We start from the raw sequence: 17,016 nt of genomic DNA, 5'->3' as shown, positions 1-17,016 counted from the left end.
CCGAGGCGGCGACCGTAGGATGGACGCGTGATCGACCTGACTCTGCTGCGTGAAGATCCCGAACTGGTGAAGCGCTCCCAGATCGCGCGCGGGGAGTCGCCCGACTCCGTCGACGCCGCGATCGCCGCCGATCGTGATCGCCGCGCCGCGATCACGACGTTCGAAGAGCTCCGGGCCGCGCAGAACGCGCACGGCAAGAAGGTCGCGCAGGCCCCGAAGGATGACAAGCCCGCACTCGTGGCCGAGGCGAAGGAGCTCAGCGAGAAGGTCAAGGCCGCGCAGCACGCCGTGACCGCCGCGGAAGAGGCCGCCGATCTGGCGCTGTCGAAGATCGAGAACATCGTCCTCGAGGGCGTCCCCGCCGGCGGCGAGGCGGACTTCGTCACCCTCCGCACGCACGGCGACGTGCCGACGTTCGACTTCGAGCCGCTCGACCACCTCGCGATCGGCGAGAAGCTCGGCGCCATCGACATGGAGCGCGGCACGAAGGTGTCGGGCAGCCGGTTCTACTTCCTCACGGGCATCGGCGCGCGGCTCGAGCTCGCCCTCATGACCCTGGCGCTCGACCGGGCGCTGCAGGCCGGGTTCACCCCGATGATCCCGCCGACGCTCGTGCGCCCCGAGGTCATGCGCGGCACCGGGTTCCTCGGTCAGCACGCCGACGAGGTCTACCACCTGCCCAAGGAAGACCTCTACCTCGTCGGGACGAGCGAAGTGCCCCTCGCCGGCTACCACATGGACGAGATCCTCGACCTCGAGCGCGGTGCCAAGCGGTACGCCGGGTGGTCCACGTGCTACCGCAGCGAAGCCGGCTCGTACGGCAAGGACACCCGCGGCATCATCCGTGTGCACCAGTTCAACAAGCTCGAGATGTTCGTCTACACCGACCCCGCGGATGCCGAAGCCGAGCACGACCGTCTCGTCGCGATGCAGGAGGGCATGCTGCAGGACCTCGGGCTCGCGTACCGCGTGATCGACGTCGCCGCCGGCGACCTCGGTTCCAGCGCCGCGCGCAAGTTCGACATCGAGGCGTGGGTGCCCACGCAGGACGCGTACCGCGAGCTCACGAGCACGTCGAACTGCACCACCTATCAGGCGCGCCGCCTGGACACCCGGTTCCGTCCTGCCGACGGCGGCAAGACGCAGCCGGTCGCGACCCTCAACGGCACGCTCGCCACCACCCGGTGGATCGTCGCGCTCCTCGAGACCCACCAGCGCGCCGACGGGTCGGTGACGGTGCCCGAGGTGCTCCGTCCCTACCTGGGTGGACTCGAGGTCATGGAGCCGATCGCGTGACCGACGAGGCCGCCCTGCCCCGCATCGGAGACGTCGAGACGTCGCCGCAGGTCGAGGCGGCAGAGGTCGTCGACGACATCGCCCGGACCGCGCCCGTGGGACGCATGCTCATCGCCCTCGACATCGACGGCACCGTCCTCCTCGAGGACGAGTCGCTGAGCCCCGGGATCGTGGATGCCGTGCGTCACGCGCAGGACGCCGGCCACGAGGTCATGCTGGCCACCGGTCGCAGCTGGGACAGCACGTTCCCGGTCATGGAGCGCCTCGGCATCCATCCCGAGTACGCGGTGTGCTCGAACGGCGCGATCGTGATGCGCCGGGTGGGCGATGCGGATGCCAGCGAGTACGAGCGTGCGCACGTCGAGACGTTCGACCCGACCGATGTGCTGACGCTGCTGGGCGAGCACCTCGGGGACGCGCACTTCCTCGTCGAGCTGCCCGACGGACAGCGCAACTTCACCGACTACCTCGACGACTGGAACCTGCAGGGCGCCAACCAGGTGGCCTTCGAGGAGCTGTCGCACCAGCCCGTCTGCCGCGTGGTGGTCGTCGCGCCCGAGAAGACCGACATGGACTTCCTCCAGCTGGTCGAGCGCATCGGGCTCAGCCAGGTGTCGTACGCGATCGGCTGGACGGCGTGGCTCGACATCGCACCCCAGGGCGTGAACAAGTCCACCGCCCTCGAGCTCGTGCGGGAGTGGCTCGGCATCCCGCCCGATCACGTGCTCGTGATGGGCGACGGCCGCAACGACATCGAGATGATGCAGTGGGCCGTCTCGCACGGCGGCCGCGCGATCGCGATGCAGCAGGGGCCGCCCGAGGTGCACGAAGCCGCCGGCGAGGTCGGTCTCTCGGTCGGCGAGGGCGGCGTGGCCGCGGTGCTGCGCGGGCTCTAGCCGACCTCGTTCCACGCCTCGCGCATCGACGTGCGCAGCAGACGGACGTCGTTGCAGTCGAGATCGCGTCGACTGCGCTCGAACGCCGCGCGGGCGGCATCCCGGAAGACCTCCGCGTGTCGGGGAGCGGATGCCGCGAGCGAGGCGAGGCACTTCTGCAGGCGCACCTGCACCTCGATGTGGGGCGCGCCGTCGCGGGCGAGCGGGCGGAACGCATCGGCGACGAGGTCGCGCAGTTCGGCGGGCTTCAGGAAGACGCGCGCGTACGTCACCTCATGGTCGGGCTCGATCGTGATCGCCCGGGTCAGTACGCGTTGCAGCGCCGCGATCACCTCGATGGCGGTGCCGGGGTCGTTCGTCGCGGGGGACAGGGCGCGGCTGCCGATCTCGGTGAGCGCGATCACGCCGAAGCGCGGGTCCTGCTCGAAGGTGCGGTGATTCTCGATGCGGAAGGCGCGGCGCACCGCCTTCACGAGGTCGTCGTCGACCGCCCCGGCGACGCGGACGAGCGGGGTGCGCGCGTCCGCGATCCGGCCGGGCGTCGCGTCGACGTAGATGCGGACGTCGTGGTCCTCGGCGAGCCGGTGGAGTGCGCGGACGTCGACGTGAGTCACGTAGCCGACCTGGTCGGTGTGCACGGTTCGGGTTCCCCCGGGCACGGTCGTCAGCGCCCGGGCGCCGAGAGTGGGCGACGAGGCGTGCATCTCGAGTGCGGCGGTCGCCGCTTTCTCGACGCGGTCGATGACGTCCGCCATGCGCCCGAATGTGGACAGGTGCGAGATCCACCGCAGCAGCGTGAACACGACGATGCCGATCACCACGAGCGTGCCGACGAACAGGATCGTCCGCCCCTGCTCCGTGTAGTACGGGGTGGAGAGGGCGACGATGCCCACGAGCGAGTAGGTGAACGCTCCGATGAACGTCGACACCGCGTTCTGCGACGTCGTGTCGGCGATGAGCAGGGGAGTGGATCGCGGCGTGGCCGTCGTCGTCGCCGCCGAGAACGCCGTGACCATCGCCGTCACCGAGAAGGTGCTGACGGTGAGCATGGCCGTGGCGATGATCTGCAGCAGAGAGCCGACGGCGTTCTGGCCGAGGTCGATCGTGACGTCGAACGGGAGGAAGGGGCCGAGGAACCCGGCGATCAGGGCGACCGCGATGCCGATGAGAGTGAACAGCGCGGCGCGTACCCACACCTTCTTTCCGAGCCGGAAGAAGAAGGATGCCAGTGCCCCGCCGTTCGCCGTCATCCTCCGACGCTAGCCGTCGGGCGTCCGCATGGGTGGCCGGTTGCGTGAACGGGAAACGCCGTCGGGGCCCGATCAGCCGATCTTGGACAACAGGATGTTGTCCGACCCCTCGGGGCTCCGGAAGAGCGGGGCGCAGTTCGCGTCGATCGTGACGGCGGTGTCGTTCGCGCCGGGGGTGTGACGCAGCTCCAGCGGGCCGAGTTCTCCGTCGGGCAGTTTCACGGTGTACGACACGGTGCGCGTCTGGCCCTCCGGAAGGAGCAGCGTCCGGCTCACGGCGGGGCTCGAGTGGTCGGACCCGGAGCGGTCGTGGAACGTCGAGTCCCACCGGTCGCCCTCGTCGGGATCGGTGGACAGGATCCGCCCACCCGGCGGGGCGAAGAACAGCACGTCGAGCATCATCGTCCGCAGGTCGATCCCGCGTTCGATGTTGCGCAGACCCAGGGTGTATCCGCTCGTGATGGCATCCGTGATGCTGCTGTGCAGGTCCATCGAGACGGTGATCGTCCGGTCATCCGCGTTGCACGTCGCGTGCTGCGAGTAGGTGAGGTGGAACTGGAGCTTGCCGATCGAGTAGTCGTTGAAGTAGATGCCGAGCTGCGTGGCGTCGACGTTGTCCTCCGGCAGGGTGCCGTCGAGGCCGTACTGGTGGGCCAGGGCCTCGAGGCCGGGGTCGTCGAACCACGCGTAGATGCGCCCCTCCTCGGCGCTGCGCACGATCTGCCCCCACATCGTTGCGATGTCCCACTGGCGGCCGGTCAGTTTCGAGAACATCGCCGCGCTGATCTCGCTGAAGTAGCGGTCCATGGCCGCGTTGTCGATGCCGTATCGCTCGTACGGCTCGCTCATGAGCTTGGCTCCGGCGTTCTGGGCGTCGACGGTCTCGCCCGAGGCGAGCGTGATCGGGCCGGTCGCCTCGAGGAGGTGGGCCAGGACGATCGGGTCGATCGAGAACGCGCCGTCGAATTTCGGCTTGTCCGTCCACGTGCGTGTGGCTTGGAACAGCTCGACCGCGGTCGGGAAGTCCGGCGTCATGGTGAAGTTCGACGACCAGTTCGTCAACTCCGGCGGGTAGAGCTTGCGCGTCTCGGCGGGCAGCCGGATGAGTGAGCCGTTCACCGTGTCGAAGCCCCGCGACGGCAGGTCGACGTACATGAGGTCGGTGCCGGTATCGAGGCTGAGCATGTCGACATTGCCGTCGTCGACCCTCAGCACCAGCCACTGCGCGACGCCGCCACCGGTGGCCCGGATCTCGGCGGGCGTCTGGATCATCACCTGGTAGAGCATCGGACGCTCGGCGCCCGCGGCACGGAGCAGTTCGGGGAGGTGCGCCTCGACCGTCGTGAGGACGGGGGTCGCCTGCTGCATCAGACCCACCAGCTGATCGACGGGCGCCGAGATCTGCGGCAGGACACCCGTCCGGTCCATGTTCGTCGCGATGCGCGAGGCCTCGTCGAACGAGGCCAGCACGGTGGGGATGACCGCGCCGGCGTGCAGGAACGGCCGAAGGTTGATCCCACTGCCGCCGCCGGTGTCACCGCTCGACGCGGACATCATCGTCATCATCGGCGGGAGAGACTGCGAAGTGATCGTGTGGGCGATGTCGGTGACGGTGCGCACGGCCAGCACGTTCGTCCGTGCCGCCGGGATCTGCGCTGCGAGATCCCACAGCGGGTTCTGCACGGTGTCGTGCGCCCGCTGCGCCCGGGCGACGATGTCCGCACCCGATCGTTGGATCCCGTCGACGTCGCCGCCGGCTGCGGCGCGGACGAGCACCTTCGCCTGATCCAGTGCCCCTTCGAGGTCGTCGCGCACCTGGATCGCCTGCCACGCGAACGCGCCGGCGGTGACCGCCAGGGCGACGACCACGACGGAAAGGGGGCCACCGACGATCGCCGCGACGACGGAGGCCTGACGTCGCCACTTCTGCACCGCGGTCTCTGCGGCGGCATGACGCGCGAACGGCTGTTTCGAGGTCAATCCGGGGTCGCGTCGACCGGCACTCGCCGCGCGCCCCCTCGCCCGCCGGTCCGCCCGCGTCTCGGGCGCCGTCTTCCAGATCACGGGCAGATCGTAACGTCGCGAGGTGACAGGTCGCCCACAGGCCCGTGAACGACGCTCGCCCCGCCCGGCGGCGTGCGGCCCCGGATGCCGGGCGTCAGCATTGCGGGTCGAGCGCCGATGCTCGGGTCGAGCGCCTGCGTTCCGGGCGGCCGTATCGTGGGCTGTCGACCCGGACGTGGGCGTTCGCAGCGCAGCGAGCCTCGGTAGACTCGGGAGATCGGGAGGGTTGTCCGAGCGGCCGATGGACCTGGTCTTGAAAACCAGTGGGCAGAAATGTCCCGTGGGTTCGAATCCCACACCCTCCGCCACGACGAAAGCGGATCCCGCCGGGGTCCGCTTTCGTCGTTCCGGCCGGTCGAACGGAACGCGAACGCCGGAGTGCGCTGTCCCTGGCCGGCGCCGTCGCTTGACAAATTCCGCGCACGCTCGAAGAATCCTCCGTGAGATTCCAGCACACGCCCTGGCGGCGAGAGCACCTCGGGTCGGCCGCAAGGCCCGATTCCTGTGGCTCGAAAAGGGAATGCAACGCATTTACCGACGCCACCAAGGAGACGTGTCATGGCTCACTCGTCCGTTGCAGCATCCGGATCTTCGACTCACCCGCCCGCTGGCGAGCGGGAGTCGCTCCGCCCCGCCGGGGTGGCGCTGGCGGGGCTCTCGACGGTGTTCCTGTTCGAGATGCTCGACAATTCGATCCTGAACGTCGCGCTCCCCACCATCGGCCGGGAACTGCACGCCTCCACGACCGGATTGCAGTGGGTCACGGGCGCCTACGCCGTCGTGTTCGGCGGGCTCATGCTGTTCTTCGGTGCGCTCGCCGATCGAGCGGGGCGGCGCCGCGTCATGCTCATCGGGCTCGTGCTGCTCGGGCTCGCCAGTCTGGCCACGGCTTTCGTGACCACGGCCGAAGAGCTGATCGTGGTGCGGGCGGTGATGGGTGTCGCCGCCGCGATGACCACGCCCGGATCCCTCGCTCTCGCCTTCCGGCTGTTCCGATCCGACGACGCGCGCGTACGCGCCACGACCCTCATCTCCACCGTCGGTCTGGTCGGACTGGCTATCGGGCCGGCCGTGGGCGGTCTCGTGCTGTCGTGGGCTCCCTGGCAGGTGCTCCTTCTCGTCAACGTCCCGATCGCACTCCTGGCGGGAATCGGCATCCGCGTCGGTATCCCCGCCGACGATCCCGCCGACCTCCACCGGGCCCCGCTCGATGTCGCCGGCGCCCTGACCGGGACCGTCGCGGTGGTCCTGCTGCTCGCCGCGCCGACGATGTTCCTCCAGGACGGCGTCGGTGCGCCGCTGCCGTGGGTGCTCCTCGCGGTGGCGGTCTGTGCGGTCGTGCTCTTCGTGCTGCGTGCCCGCAGGGTCGCTCACCCGGTTCTCGATCTGCGTCTCGTGACGGTGCCGCTCGTGTCCAGCGGGCTCCTCTACAAGGCCGCCACCGGTCTCGCGACCGCCGGTCTCGGTTTCTCGGTCACCCTGCAGCTGCAGTCCGACTGGGGGTGGTCGCCGTTCTGGGCGGCGATCGGGATGCTCCCGCAGGTGGTCGTCCTTCTCGCGGGCGGGCTGTTCGTCGGGCCCCTCGTCCGCCGGCTCGGTCTCGATCGCGTCGCCTGGCTCAGTGCGGGAGCGGTCGTGGTCGGCTTGGGGATCTTCGCCGCTTTCGGGCGCGGGGGGTACCCGTGGGTCGCGGCGGCGCTCGTCCTCGTGGCGTTCGGCATCCGTCTGAACGGCGTCGTCGCCGGGACCAACGTCATGAAGGGGATGCCGAGCAATCGCACCACCATCGGCGCCGCCCTCGTGGACACCGCCACCGAGGTCGCGACCGGCGTCGGTGTCGCCGTCACCGGCACCGTCCTGGCCGTCATGTTCACCGGGAGTGTCACGGCCGGCGGCTGGACGCCCGCGCAGGACGCCCAGTTCGAAGCGGCGACCACGACCGGTGGCCTCGTCTTGGCCTTCGTCGCTGCGGGCCTGGTCGTGTGGGGGTACCGGCGATCCCGGGCCACCGATTCCTCCGACGCGACGCCGGCGCACGTCTCGGCGTGAGGGACGGGCGAGCCGGCCCGACGCGGTCGCCCGGCTCGGCCGGTGTCGGCAACACGACCCGCTCCTCCTCACGCACTTCCCAGGAGGTGCTCCCTAAACTGTCTCCGACCTGCGCTTCGTCGCGGTCGTGACGGGCCACCGGTGGCATCCGTCCTCCCGAAAGGACCCGAGTGAGCAAGACCACGACCCCGCGCGGCCGCAGGACCGTCGCGCGTCACGGACGCCTGCGATCGGTCGGACCGCTGGGCCAGCTGTTCCGCGGACTCGCCGTCGCCGTGGCCGTGCTGCTGGTGTCCGGTGCTGCCGTGACCGCGTACGCCGTGTACGACCTGTCGTCGAGCTTCACCGCCGACGCCGTCGAGCTGAAGAACCAGCCGGCCGTTCCGCCGGACCTCGGCGAGCTCAAGGGCGGTGTGAATCTGCTCATGGTCGGCACCGACGAGTGCGAGCCCGACTTCGCGCAGTACTTCGGCGACCGCTGCAGCGGACCCGACGCCGAGGGCAACCTCAACGACGTCAACATGCTCGTCCACATCTCCGACGCGCCCCGTCGGGTCACGGTGGTCTCGTTCCCGCGCGACCTGATGGTCCCGATCCCGTCGTGCACCGACGCGAACGGCAACGAGACCTCGGCGATGTCGAAGCAGCAGATCAACAGCGCGTTCATGTACGGCGGACTGTCGTGCGTGGTCGAGACGGTCTCCGAGCTCAGCGGCCAGGAGATCCCCTTCGCCGCGAAGGTCAGCTTCGGCGGTGTCATCAACATCACGGATGCCATCGGTGGCGTCGACGTCTGCATCGCCAACGGCATCAAGGACTCCTACACCGGCATCGACTGGCCCGCCGGCATGCGCACCATCAAGGGTCTGGACGCGCTCCAGTTCCTCCGCACCCGGCACGGTGTCGGCGACGGCGGCGACCTCGGGCGCATCTCGAACCAGCAGCAGTACATGTCGCGCCTGGCCACGAAGCTCAAGAGCGAAGAGGTGCTGTCGAACCCGGCGACGCTGTACAAGCTCGCCTCGACCGCCCTGCGCAACGTCGACCCGTCGACGTCGCTCACGAACCCCCTGACGCTCGTGCAGATCGCGATGGCCGTCAAGGACGTACCGTTCAACGAGATCGTGTTCGTGCAGTACCCCACGTACACCGACCCGTCCGACCCGAACCGCGTCGTCCCCGATCGAGAGGCGGCCGACGCCCTGTGGTCGGCGCTCGCCGCGAACCAGCCGATCCAGCTGTCGGGCGACCTCAGCGGTGGCGACGGCGTCGTCGTCGACGAGAACGCGACGCCCGCTCCCACCGCGCCCGAGACGCCGGCCCCCACCGAGAGTGCAGCGCCGACCCCGGAGCCCTCGTCGAGCGCGATCACGCTCCCGTCCGAGATCGCCGGTCAGACCGCCGCACAGGCGACCTGCTCGAACGGAAACGTCCGCTGACGCGCGGGGCGTGGCATCCCGATCCCGGATTCGGATGCCACGCCCCGAGCGGTTACTATGGACCGGTGTGCTCGCGCTCCGGCGTCGATCACCTGGAGACGTCGCATAGTCAGGCCTAGTGCACCACCCTGCTAAGGTGGAGTCCCCGTAAGGGGACCGAGGGTTCAAATCCCTCCGTCTCCGCCAAGAATCCCCCGGTAAATCGGGGGATTTTTTTGTGGATCGCGCGCTCGACGACACGGGTTGACGGGCAGCTGACGTGAGTCCAGGGCGCGTGTCAGGATTCGGAGGAAGCGAGTTCGTCGAGGTGGCGCGCGAGTGTCGTGAGCATCTGACCCGATCCGTGCGGATCTCCGCTCCACAGGCCCTGCATGGCGATTCCGTCGAGTAACGCTCGCAACCTCTGCGCCTCGTATTCAGGGTCGCGCCCGGCGTCGAGTTCGCCGACTGCCGCAAGGATCTCGATCGCGATTCGACACGCTCTGCTTACCGCTGCGTTGAGTCTGACGGCGGCCGGGCGAAGACTGCCATCGCTGAGGGAGAGCACGCCGAGTTGCACTTGCGCGATCAGCTCCGAGCGGCGCTCATCGTCCAGGGGAAGCAGCTGCGCGAGCAGCGCATCCGCCAGCGCGCGACCGGTGAGGTCGAGCGAAGTGATCCTGCTCGTCGCTCGTTCTTCGATGAGTTCAAGGCTGTACTCCCGAAGGGCGTGCTGGGAAGGAAATGCTCTCCGCAGCGAAGCGGCTGCGATGCCCGCCTCGGCTGCCACGCCACGCACCGACAAGCCGGTGAGTCCATCGCGTCCGAGGACGCGCAGAGCCGCCGCCGCGATCTCGGCGGTACGTGCCTCTGCATCGATTCTCCGCGGCATGGATTAGGCGGACGGGGCTCTCTGTGCCACGCCGGTGGGTCTCCGGGGCCAGACGGTGTAGCTGAGCGCCCAGACGAGATCGATGGCGAAGATGATCCCGAGTATGCCGAAGTACCCCGAGAGTGCCGCGGTGCGCTCGGGGGCGTTCACGACGAGGATGATCGCTCCGAGGATCGCCGCGGCGATGACGACCGCGAGACCGGTGAGTAGCACGTCCCGCCAACACTTGACGGTGTAGCGAGCCCCGGCGAGACGCTCCGGTGCGGGGCCACCGGCAAAGCAGGGCTGGAAGCGCGCGTCAGCCCACGCGACCATTCGCTTGCCGTACGCGACGGAGACGCCGATATAGATCGCGGCCAGGCCGTGCTGCCAGGACGCTGTCCCGCCACCGAGCAGGTCGACGGCGACCAGTGCAAGAAGGACGACATCGATCACGGGGGCGAGAACGAGGAGCGCTGCGCCGAGGCGAGGGCGGTGCAGGAGGTACCGTGACGCGAGCCCCGCGAGAATCGCCACCCAGAATGCGATCTCGCACACCACGATCGCGGCCAGAATCATGCCCCCTCCTCACCCATTCCGTTCGTCTTGTTAGTACGAGCGTACTCAAACGTCCTTGCGTATTCTTCTCGCCGGGCGCGAAACATGATCTTCTCGCCCGGAAAACTGATTGACATCCGGTCGGAACCAACCCGAAACGGGCTGCTCTCGATACTGAGGGCATGAGCCCCGCTGACACGGTATCCACCCGCGTGAACATCGCCCTGCTCGGTGTCCGCAGCGACGCCCCGGTTCGTCGCACCGGCGGCGCCGGCCCGAGCGACGACGGACATTTCGTCATCGGTGGGGAGGGCGCCGCCATTCCCCTGAACCCGGACAGCCCGTACGTCATCCGCTCCGGGCGGTTGACCCTCGGCGGCGCCGACCTGGGCCTCGACGTCCAGCCGGTGCGGAGGCCGAAGTTCTACGACCTCGAGACCGCCGACGGCACCGCCTACGAGAAGATCGCCAAGCTGCACGGCCGGGACATCCTGGCCACGACCGTCGTTCAGACCTGCGTTCGCTACGACGAGAGCGAGCGGTGCCGGTTCTGCGCGATCCAGTCCTCGCTCGAATCCGGCGCGACCATCGCGGTGAAGACGCCGGCGATGCTCGCCGAGGTCGCCGAAGCCGCGGTGCGCTTGGACGGCGTGCGCCAGATGGTGATGACCACCGGCACCTCGAACGGCTGGGACCGTGGGGCCAAGCACCTCGCGCGCTGCGTCGCGGCGGTCAAGGCCGTCGTTCCCGAGCTGGAGATCCAGGTGCAGTGCGAGCCGCCGTCCGACCTACGGGCGATCACTGACCTGTACGACGCGGGTGCCCGCTCGATCGGCATCCATGTCGAATCGATGGATGACGAGGTGCGGCGCCGCTGGATGCCGGGCAAATCGACCGTGTCGATGGACGAGTACCGCGCAGCCTGGCGTGAGGCCGTGCGCGTGTTCGGGTACAACCAGGTCTCGACCTACCTGCTGGTCGGGATGGGTGAGGACCCCGACGAACTCGTCGCCGGGGCGCGCGAGCTGATCGAGATGGGCGTCTACCCGTTCGTGGTTCCGTTCCGCCCGCTCAAGGGCACGCTCGCCACCGACGTCGACAAGGTCCCCGCGCCGGATCGGCGCGTGCTGCACGACGTGACCACGCGGGTGGCCGAGCTCCTCACCGCCGCCGGGATGCGCGGCGAGGATCAGAAAGCCGGGTGCGCCGCGTGCGGTGCCTGCGGCGTGCTGAAGACCGCGGGAGCCTGAGATGCTCGACGTCACAGTGCTCAGCGGCACACGCACCGCGGTGCCCACGACGTGGTCGATCGTGCGGGCGGACGCCGCGCAGGCCGCCGCCTACCGCCGCATCCGCCGTGACGTCTTCGTCGACGAGCAGGAGCTGTTCCGCGGAGACGATCGCGACGCCGTCGACGACGACAGCCGGACGATCGTGCTCGTCGCGGTCGGATCCGACGGCACGGTGCTCGGCGGGGTGCGCCTCTCTCCCGCCGTCGCCGGGCGCGACATCGGTTGGTGGACCGGCAGCCGCCTGGCCGTCGCGCGCGGCGCGCGTCGCGCCGGCGGGATCGGCCCCGCTCTCGTGCGCGAGGCGTGCGCGACAGCCCTGGCCATCGGGGTCTTGCGATTCGAGGCGACCGTGCAGCGCGCGAACGTCGACCTCTTCCGCCGGCTGGGCTGGATCGAGTGGGGGACGCAGATCGTCGCCGGGGTGGACCACGCGCGGATGCGGTGGCCCATCGACCGGATCGCCGCCCTCGTCGCCGCGACGAAGACCCCGCTCGGCGACACCATCGGCATGTTCGCCGCTGACGGTCCGTCAGCGCTCGGCGGCGCCGGCTTCATCGGCGACGACGGCGCCCCGGTGCCCGGCACGGAGGTCATCGCCGCGTGCGACGCGATCCTGCCCGCCCTGCTCATGCGCGACCCCGAGTGGGCGGGGTGGTGCGGCGTGCTGGTCAACGTCAACGACCTCACCGCGATGGGAGCCCTGCCTTCGGGTCTGCTCAACGCCGTCGCCGCTCCCACCGCCTCGTTCGCGCGGCGCGTGCTGAACGGACTCCGCAGCGCGGCGATCGCATGGGACGTGCCCGTCCTCGGCGGTCACACGCAGATGGGTTCGGCCGCGCCGGCCCTGACCGTGACCGCGCTGGGACGGACCGCGCATCCCGTCCCCGGCGGGGGCGGCCGCCCCGGTCACGAGCTCTCCCTGACCGCCGATCTCCGCGGTCGTTGGCGCCGCGGGTTCGAGGGCCGCCAGTGGGATTCGACCTCCACCAGCGCCGGGACGGAGCTGCGCGCGATGGCCCGTTCGGTGCACGACGCACGTCCCGAAGCGGCGAAGGACGTGAGCATGGCCGGCATCGTGGGCACGGCGGCGATGCTCGCCGAGGCCTCCGGTGTCGGGGCGACGATCGACGTCGCCGGCATCCCCGTGCCCGACGGCGCGGCGATGGGCGACTGGCTGACGTGCTTCCCCGGATTCGGGATGCTGACCGCCGACGCGCCCGGCCGGAGCCGCATGCACGCCGGCCCGGCTCACACGGCCGCGATCGGTCGGCTCGACAGCAGGGCAGGCGTCCGCCTGCGCTGGCCCGACGGGGTCGAGACCGACGCCGTCGGCTCTACGGCGACCGGGCTCGGGCCCACCGCCGCCACGATCTCAGGCGCTCGCGCCTGACCACGGAGCGCCCGCACCCCGGGGCGTCCCACCGCCGTTCCGGCACCACCCCGAACCACCGAAACGACAGGAGAACACCATGAGCACCGCACACTTCGACGACGAGATCGCCGCGAACATCGAGAAGTCGCTGAACGAGATCCCGCACCCCTCGCTCCCCAAGGGCAGCAACCTGTACGGCTCCACCAAGGTGTTCCCCGACTACCAGGCGGAGAACGGAGAGGCGTACTTCACGCTGGTGCACGGCATCCCGCACGAGTCGTCGGTGAGCTTCGTCGCCGTTCTGCAGGCCACGCGCGCGCTGCGCAAGGGCTTCGAGTCCGCGATCTACTTCTACGGCCCGGGCACCCTCGCCGCGATGGCCACGCGCGGGTTCCCGACGACGGGCGACTCAGGCTTCCCGGGCGAGCTGAACATGAACGGCTCGATCGAGACGTTCATCAAGGAGGGCGGCACGGTCTTCGCCTGCCGCTTCGGCATGGCCCTGCACGGACTGCGCGAAGAGGACCTCATCGAGGGCGTCATCCCGTGCCACCCGCTGGACGTGCAGGACGCCCTCATCCATTACGCGCGGAAGGGCGCGATCATCAACTCGACCTACAACCTGTGAGGCCCGCCATGCCGGTCACCGTTGCCGCCGTTGCGGCGAATTTCACACGCGATCTCGATCAGAACTATGCGCTCATCGCCGATCTCGTCGCGCAGGCGCGCGACGCCGGGGTGCAGCTGCTCGCCCTCCCCGAGGCGGCGATCGGCGGGTACCTCTCGTCGCTCGGCAACCACGGCGACACCGTGAAGACCACGAGCCGCTCCCTCCCACCCGCGATCCGCCTGGACGGACCGGAGCTCCGGCGCGTGCAGGGGATCGCGGGCGACATGATCGTCGTCGTCGGATTCTGCGAGCTCGACGACGACGGCGAGACGCGGTACAACGCCGCTGCCTGCCTCGACGGCTCGACGATCTACGGGTCGTACCGCAAGGTGCACCAGCCGCTCGGCGAGAATATGTCGTACTCAGCGGGCGACCACTACGCCGCCTTCGATACCCCCATCGGGCGCGTGGGGCTGCAGATCTGCTACGACAAGGCGTTCCCGGAGGCGGCGCGCTCCCTGGCGCTGGACGGGGCCGAGATCATCGTGAGCATCTCGGCGTGGCCGGCGGCGCGCACCGCGACCGCCGAGAACCTCCAGGAGGATCGCTGGACGTACCGGCACAACCTCTTCGACATGTCACGGGCCCTCGACAACCAGGTGTTCTGGATCGCGTCGAACCAGGCCGGGACCTTCGGTTCGCTCCGCTACGTCGCGAACGCCAAGGTCGTCGACCCCGGCGGCAACGTGCTCGCAACGACGCTGCTCGAGGCGGGCCTCGCCGTGGCGGAGATCGACATCGCGGGGACGTTCCAGGCGATGCGCGGCGGAATGTTCCACCTGCGCGACCGCCGGCCCGACGCGTACGCGCCCGATCTCGTCACCGCTCGGGGGGTGCTCGTCGATGCCTGAGATGCGTTTCGCGGTGCGCTGGCCCGACGGGTCGGAGACCGACCACTACTCTCCGAGCCTGGTCATGCACGACCACCTCGCCGTCGGGGAGACCTACGCCGTCGACGACTTCCTCGCTCGCACGACCAGGGCGCTGGGCGAGGCGAGCGAGCGCGTGCGTGCCCGCTACGGGTTCGCGTGCACGTCGGCGATGGCCGAGGAGGCGGCGATCACCGAGGCGGCGAAGAACCGGGGCGACGGGGCGGTGCTGGTGCTGCGGATGGAGCCGCCGCTGGCGAGTTCGGGGGCGGCCTCGTGATCCCCGTCACCCTGAGCCCGGGGGATTCCTTCGACACCGTCATCGTCGGCGGCGGCCAGGCCGGCCTCTCGGTCAGCAAACACCTCGTCGAGCGCGGCATCCGGCACGTCGTGATCGAGCGGGACACCGTCGCGCACGAGTGGCGCGACGGCCGGTGGGACAACTTCACCCTGGTGACGCCCAATTGGCACTGCACGCTGCCGGGCTTCCCGTACGACGGGGACGAACCCGACGGCTTCATGAAGCGCGACGAGGTCTACGCCTGGGTGCGGCGCTTCGCCGACTCGTTCGACGCGCCCGTGGCCGAGGGGGTCGCGGTCACCGCGGTGCGACGGGAGGCCTCGGGGCGCTTCACGGTGGAGACCTCCCGCGGCGTCCTCACCGCGACCACCGTCGTCGCGGCGGTCGGCGGCTACCACGACCCCGTGGTGCCGGCTTGGGCGGAGGCCATCCCCGCGCACGTGCACCAGGTGCACTCGCACGAGTACCGGAACGCCGCGGCGCTGCCCCCGGGCCCCGTGCTCGTGGTCGGCACCGGTCAGTCGGGCACCCAGATCGCGGAGGACCTGCACCTCGAGGGCCGCGACGTGCATCTGGCGGTGGGTCGAGCGCCGCGCGTGGCGCGGTTCTACCGGGGCCGGGACTGCATGACGTGGCTGGCCGACATGGGCGTCTACGACGTGCCCGTCAGCACGGTGGGTCTGGCCAAGCGCGAATCGACCAACCACTACGTCACGGGCCGCGACGGGGGTCGCGACATCGACCTGCGCGCGTTCGCGGCGGCGGGCATGCGGCTGCACGGGCGTGCGCTCGGGGCCGATGGCGACGGCATCCGTTTCGGTGACAACCTCGCCGCCGATCTCGACCACGCCGACTCGGTCGCCGAATCGATCAAGAACGACATCGACGCGTACATCGCGAGGGAAGGGATCGACGCACCCGTCGAGGAGAGATACCGGCCCGTGTGGCTTCCGGCGGGGGGCGAGGATGCCGTGGCGTTCGACGACATCCGGACCATCGTGTGGGCCATCGGCTTCCGCGCCGACTGGTCGTGGGTCGGGGTCGACGTCTTCGACGTCGAGGGACACCCCGCGCACGTGCGCGGGACGACGACCGAGCCCGGCTTCGCGTTCATCGGACTGCCGTGGATGCACACGTGGGGCTCGGGGCGATTCCTCGCCGTGGCCGACGACGCGGAGCACGTCGCCGCCACGGTCGCCGCCCACGTCGGCGAGCAGTCGCTCGCTCGGTTGGCGGGGTGACCGGCCTACGCTGGACGGCATGTCCAGCCTGACGATGGGTGCGGTCGCGGCGCACTTCGGTCGCGACGTGGGCCGCACCCTCGTCAAGCTCCCCGGCATCCTCGAACACGCCCGCGCGGCGGGTGTCGAACTGCTCGTCCTGCCCGACGCCACGATCGGCGGGTATCTCCTCGACCTGCACCACCCGGCCGACAGTGCCGACGGCATCCCGCCGGCCATCGACCTCGAGGGGCCGGAGGTGCAGACGATCGCGGATGCCGCGGGTGACATGGTCGTCTGCTTCGGTATCGCCGAGCGTGCGCGCGACGATGCCGGTGAGCACCGGTACAACACCGCCGTGTGCGTGAGCGGCGGCGAGGTGCTCGGCACGCATCGCAAGGTGCACCTCCCGCTCGGCGAGTCCGAGGCCTATCGGGCGGGCGACGGGTTCGCGGCGTTCGACACCCCCAAGGGACGCGTCGGCATGCTCATCGACTTCGACAAGACGTTCCCCGAGAGTGCACGGTCGCTCGCGCTGGACGGCGCCGACATCCTCGCGTGCCTCAATGCGTGGCCCGCGAGCGTGACCGACCGCTCCGATCGCATGCGCAACGACCGGCAGGCGCACCTGTTCGACCTCTACGACTGCGCGCGGGCGGCCGAGAACCAGGTCTTCGTCGTGTCGGCGAACCAGACGGGCGTGCTCGGCGGCCTGCGCTTCCTCGGTCAGGCGAAGGTCGTCGATCCCGCCGGCGAGATCATCGCGAAGACCTGGGCCAAGGGTGGGCTGGCCGTCGCGACGGCCGACGTCTCGGCCGACGTCGCGCGTGCCCGGCGATCGCTGAACCACCTGAGCCAACGACGGCCCTCGGCCTACCGCGGGAGCTGAG

At 69.9% G+C, this 17,016-nt stretch carries 15 protein-coding genes and 2 tRNA genes; 13 read left to right on the top strand and 4 right to left on the bottom strand.

All coding sequences use genetic code 11. From position 1 onward, the window contains the following. Window positions 1-27: 27 nt before the first annotated feature. Together serS and AC3E6M_RS12590 are read left to right on the top strand one after the other, a co-directional pair. On the top strand, window positions 28-1,296 hold the full coding sequence (gene serS / locus AC3E6M_RS12595) for a serine--tRNA ligase (protein WP_138174815.1): 1,269 nt from the start codon (window positions 28-30) through the stop codon (window positions 1,294-1,296). Then, window positions 1,293-2,192 carry an HAD family hydrolase gene (locus AC3E6M_RS12590; RefSeq protein WP_252370950.1) on the top strand — a complete coding sequence of 300 codons (900 nt, stop codon included), beginning with the start codon at window positions 1,293-1,295 and terminating at the stop codon, window positions 2,190-2,192. The genes serS and AC3E6M_RS12590 overlap by 4 nt, the downstream gene beginning before the upstream one ends. On the opposite strand, the gene AC3E6M_RS12585 is transcribed toward AC3E6M_RS12590, so the two are convergent. Together AC3E6M_RS12585 and AC3E6M_RS12580 are read right to left on the bottom strand one after the other, a co-directional pair. Beyond that, on the bottom strand, window positions 2,189-3,442 hold the full coding sequence (locus tag AC3E6M_RS12585) for a DUF2254 domain-containing protein (RefSeq protein ID WP_490530089.1): 1,254 nt from the start codon (window positions 3,440-3,442) through the stop codon (window positions 2,189-2,191). The genes AC3E6M_RS12590 and AC3E6M_RS12585 overlap by 4 nt on opposite strands. A gap of 72 nt (window positions 3,443-3,514) precedes the next feature. Next, the gene (locus tag AC3E6M_RS12580; protein WP_490530088.1) at window positions 3,515-5,506 is read right to left on the bottom strand and encodes a DUF4012 domain-containing protein; all 1,992 of its coding nucleotides are present in this window, start codon (window positions 5,504-5,506) and stop codon (window positions 3,515-3,517) included. 220 nt (window positions 5,507-5,726) lie between these two features. Between AC3E6M_RS12580 and AC3E6M_RS12575 the strand changes: the two genes are divergently transcribed. The 4 genes from AC3E6M_RS12575 to AC3E6M_RS12560 all read left to right on the top strand — a co-directional run bounded on the left by AC3E6M_RS12575 (window position 5,727) and on the right by AC3E6M_RS12560 (window position 9,180). Further along, window positions 5,727-5,814, top strand: a tRNA-Ser gene (locus AC3E6M_RS12575). Window positions 5,815-6,064: 250 nt separating this feature from the next. Next, window positions 6,065-7,555 (top strand): MFS transporter, encoded by a 1,491-nt coding sequence (locus AC3E6M_RS12570; RefSeq protein WP_490530087.1) that lies wholly within the window; start codon window positions 6,065-6,067, stop codon window positions 7,553-7,555. A gap of 170 nt (window positions 7,556-7,725) precedes the next feature. Beyond that, a complete protein-coding gene (locus tag AC3E6M_RS12565) occupies window positions 7,726-8,994 on the top strand; it encodes an LCP family glycopolymer transferase (RefSeq protein WP_138173509.1) in 1,269 nt (422 codons plus the stop codon). A gap of 94 nt (window positions 8,995-9,088) precedes the next feature. Next, a tRNA-Ser gene (locus AC3E6M_RS12560) sits at window positions 9,089-9,180 on the top strand. A gap of 91 nt (window positions 9,181-9,271) precedes the next feature. Here the strand turns inward: AC3E6M_RS12560 and AC3E6M_RS12555 are convergent. Both AC3E6M_RS12555 and AC3E6M_RS12550 read right to left on the bottom strand, forming a co-directional pair. Further along, window positions 9,272-9,865 (bottom strand): TetR family transcriptional regulator C-terminal domain-containing protein, encoded by a 594-nt coding sequence (locus AC3E6M_RS12555; RefSeq protein WP_138173507.1) that lies wholly within the window; start codon window positions 9,863-9,865, stop codon window positions 9,272-9,274. 3 nt (window positions 9,866-9,868) lie between these two features. Next, window positions 9,869-10,423 (bottom strand): hypothetical protein, encoded by a 555-nt coding sequence (locus tag AC3E6M_RS12550; protein ID WP_490530086.1) that lies wholly within the window; start codon window positions 10,421-10,423, stop codon window positions 9,869-9,871. A gap of 161 nt (window positions 10,424-10,584) precedes the next feature. On the opposite strand from AC3E6M_RS12550, the gene AC3E6M_RS12545 reads away from it, so the two are divergent. The 7 genes from AC3E6M_RS12545 (at window position 10,585) to AC3E6M_RS12515 (ending at window position 17,015) form a co-directional block, all read left to right on the top strand. Further along, complete coding sequence (locus AC3E6M_RS12545) at window positions 10,585-11,652, top strand: MSMEG_0568 family radical SAM protein (protein WP_138173503.1); 1,068 nt, start codon at window positions 10,585-10,587, stop codon at window positions 11,650-11,652. 1 nt (window position 11,653) lies between these two features. Further along, window positions 11,654-13,084, top strand: a complete 1,431-nt coding sequence (locus AC3E6M_RS12540; protein ID WP_138173501.1) for an MSMEG_0567/sll0787 family protein — start codon at window positions 11,654-11,656, stop codon at window positions 13,082-13,084. 79 nt (window positions 13,085-13,163) lie between these two features. Next, on the top strand, window positions 13,164-13,694 hold the full coding sequence (locus AC3E6M_RS12535) for an MSMEG_0572/Sll0783 family nitrogen starvation response protein (RefSeq protein WP_138173499.1): 531 nt from the start codon (window positions 13,164-13,166) through the stop codon (window positions 13,692-13,694). A gap of 8 nt (window positions 13,695-13,702) precedes the next feature. After that, complete coding sequence (locus AC3E6M_RS12530; protein WP_138173497.1) at window positions 13,703-14,587, top strand: carbon-nitrogen hydrolase family protein; 885 nt, start codon at window positions 13,703-13,705, stop codon at window positions 14,585-14,587. Then, window positions 14,580-14,885, top strand: a complete 306-nt coding sequence (locus AC3E6M_RS12525) for an MSMEG_0570 family nitrogen starvation response protein (protein ID WP_138173495.1) — start codon at window positions 14,580-14,582, stop codon at window positions 14,883-14,885. The genes AC3E6M_RS12530 and AC3E6M_RS12525 overlap by 8 nt, the downstream gene beginning before the upstream one ends. Further along, a complete protein-coding gene (locus tag AC3E6M_RS12520; protein ID WP_138173493.1) occupies window positions 14,882-16,147 on the top strand; it encodes an MSMEG_0569 family flavin-dependent oxidoreductase in 1,266 nt (421 codons plus the stop codon). The genes AC3E6M_RS12525 and AC3E6M_RS12520 overlap by 4 nt, the downstream gene beginning before the upstream one ends. Window positions 16,148-16,166: 19 nt before the next feature. Beyond that, window positions 16,167-17,015 carry a carbon-nitrogen hydrolase family protein gene (locus AC3E6M_RS12515; protein ID WP_138173491.1) on the top strand — a complete coding sequence of 283 codons (849 nt, stop codon included), beginning with the start codon at window positions 16,167-16,169 and terminating at the stop codon, window positions 17,013-17,015. The last annotated feature ends 1 nt before the right edge of the window (window position 17,016 follow it).

The sequence above is a fragment of the Microbacterium sp. SCPM-O-B-15248 (M128) genome (assembly GCF_058214835.1).
Note: the sequence above shows the minus strand (reverse complement) of the source record. Positions and strands in the feature narration are given on the sequence as shown.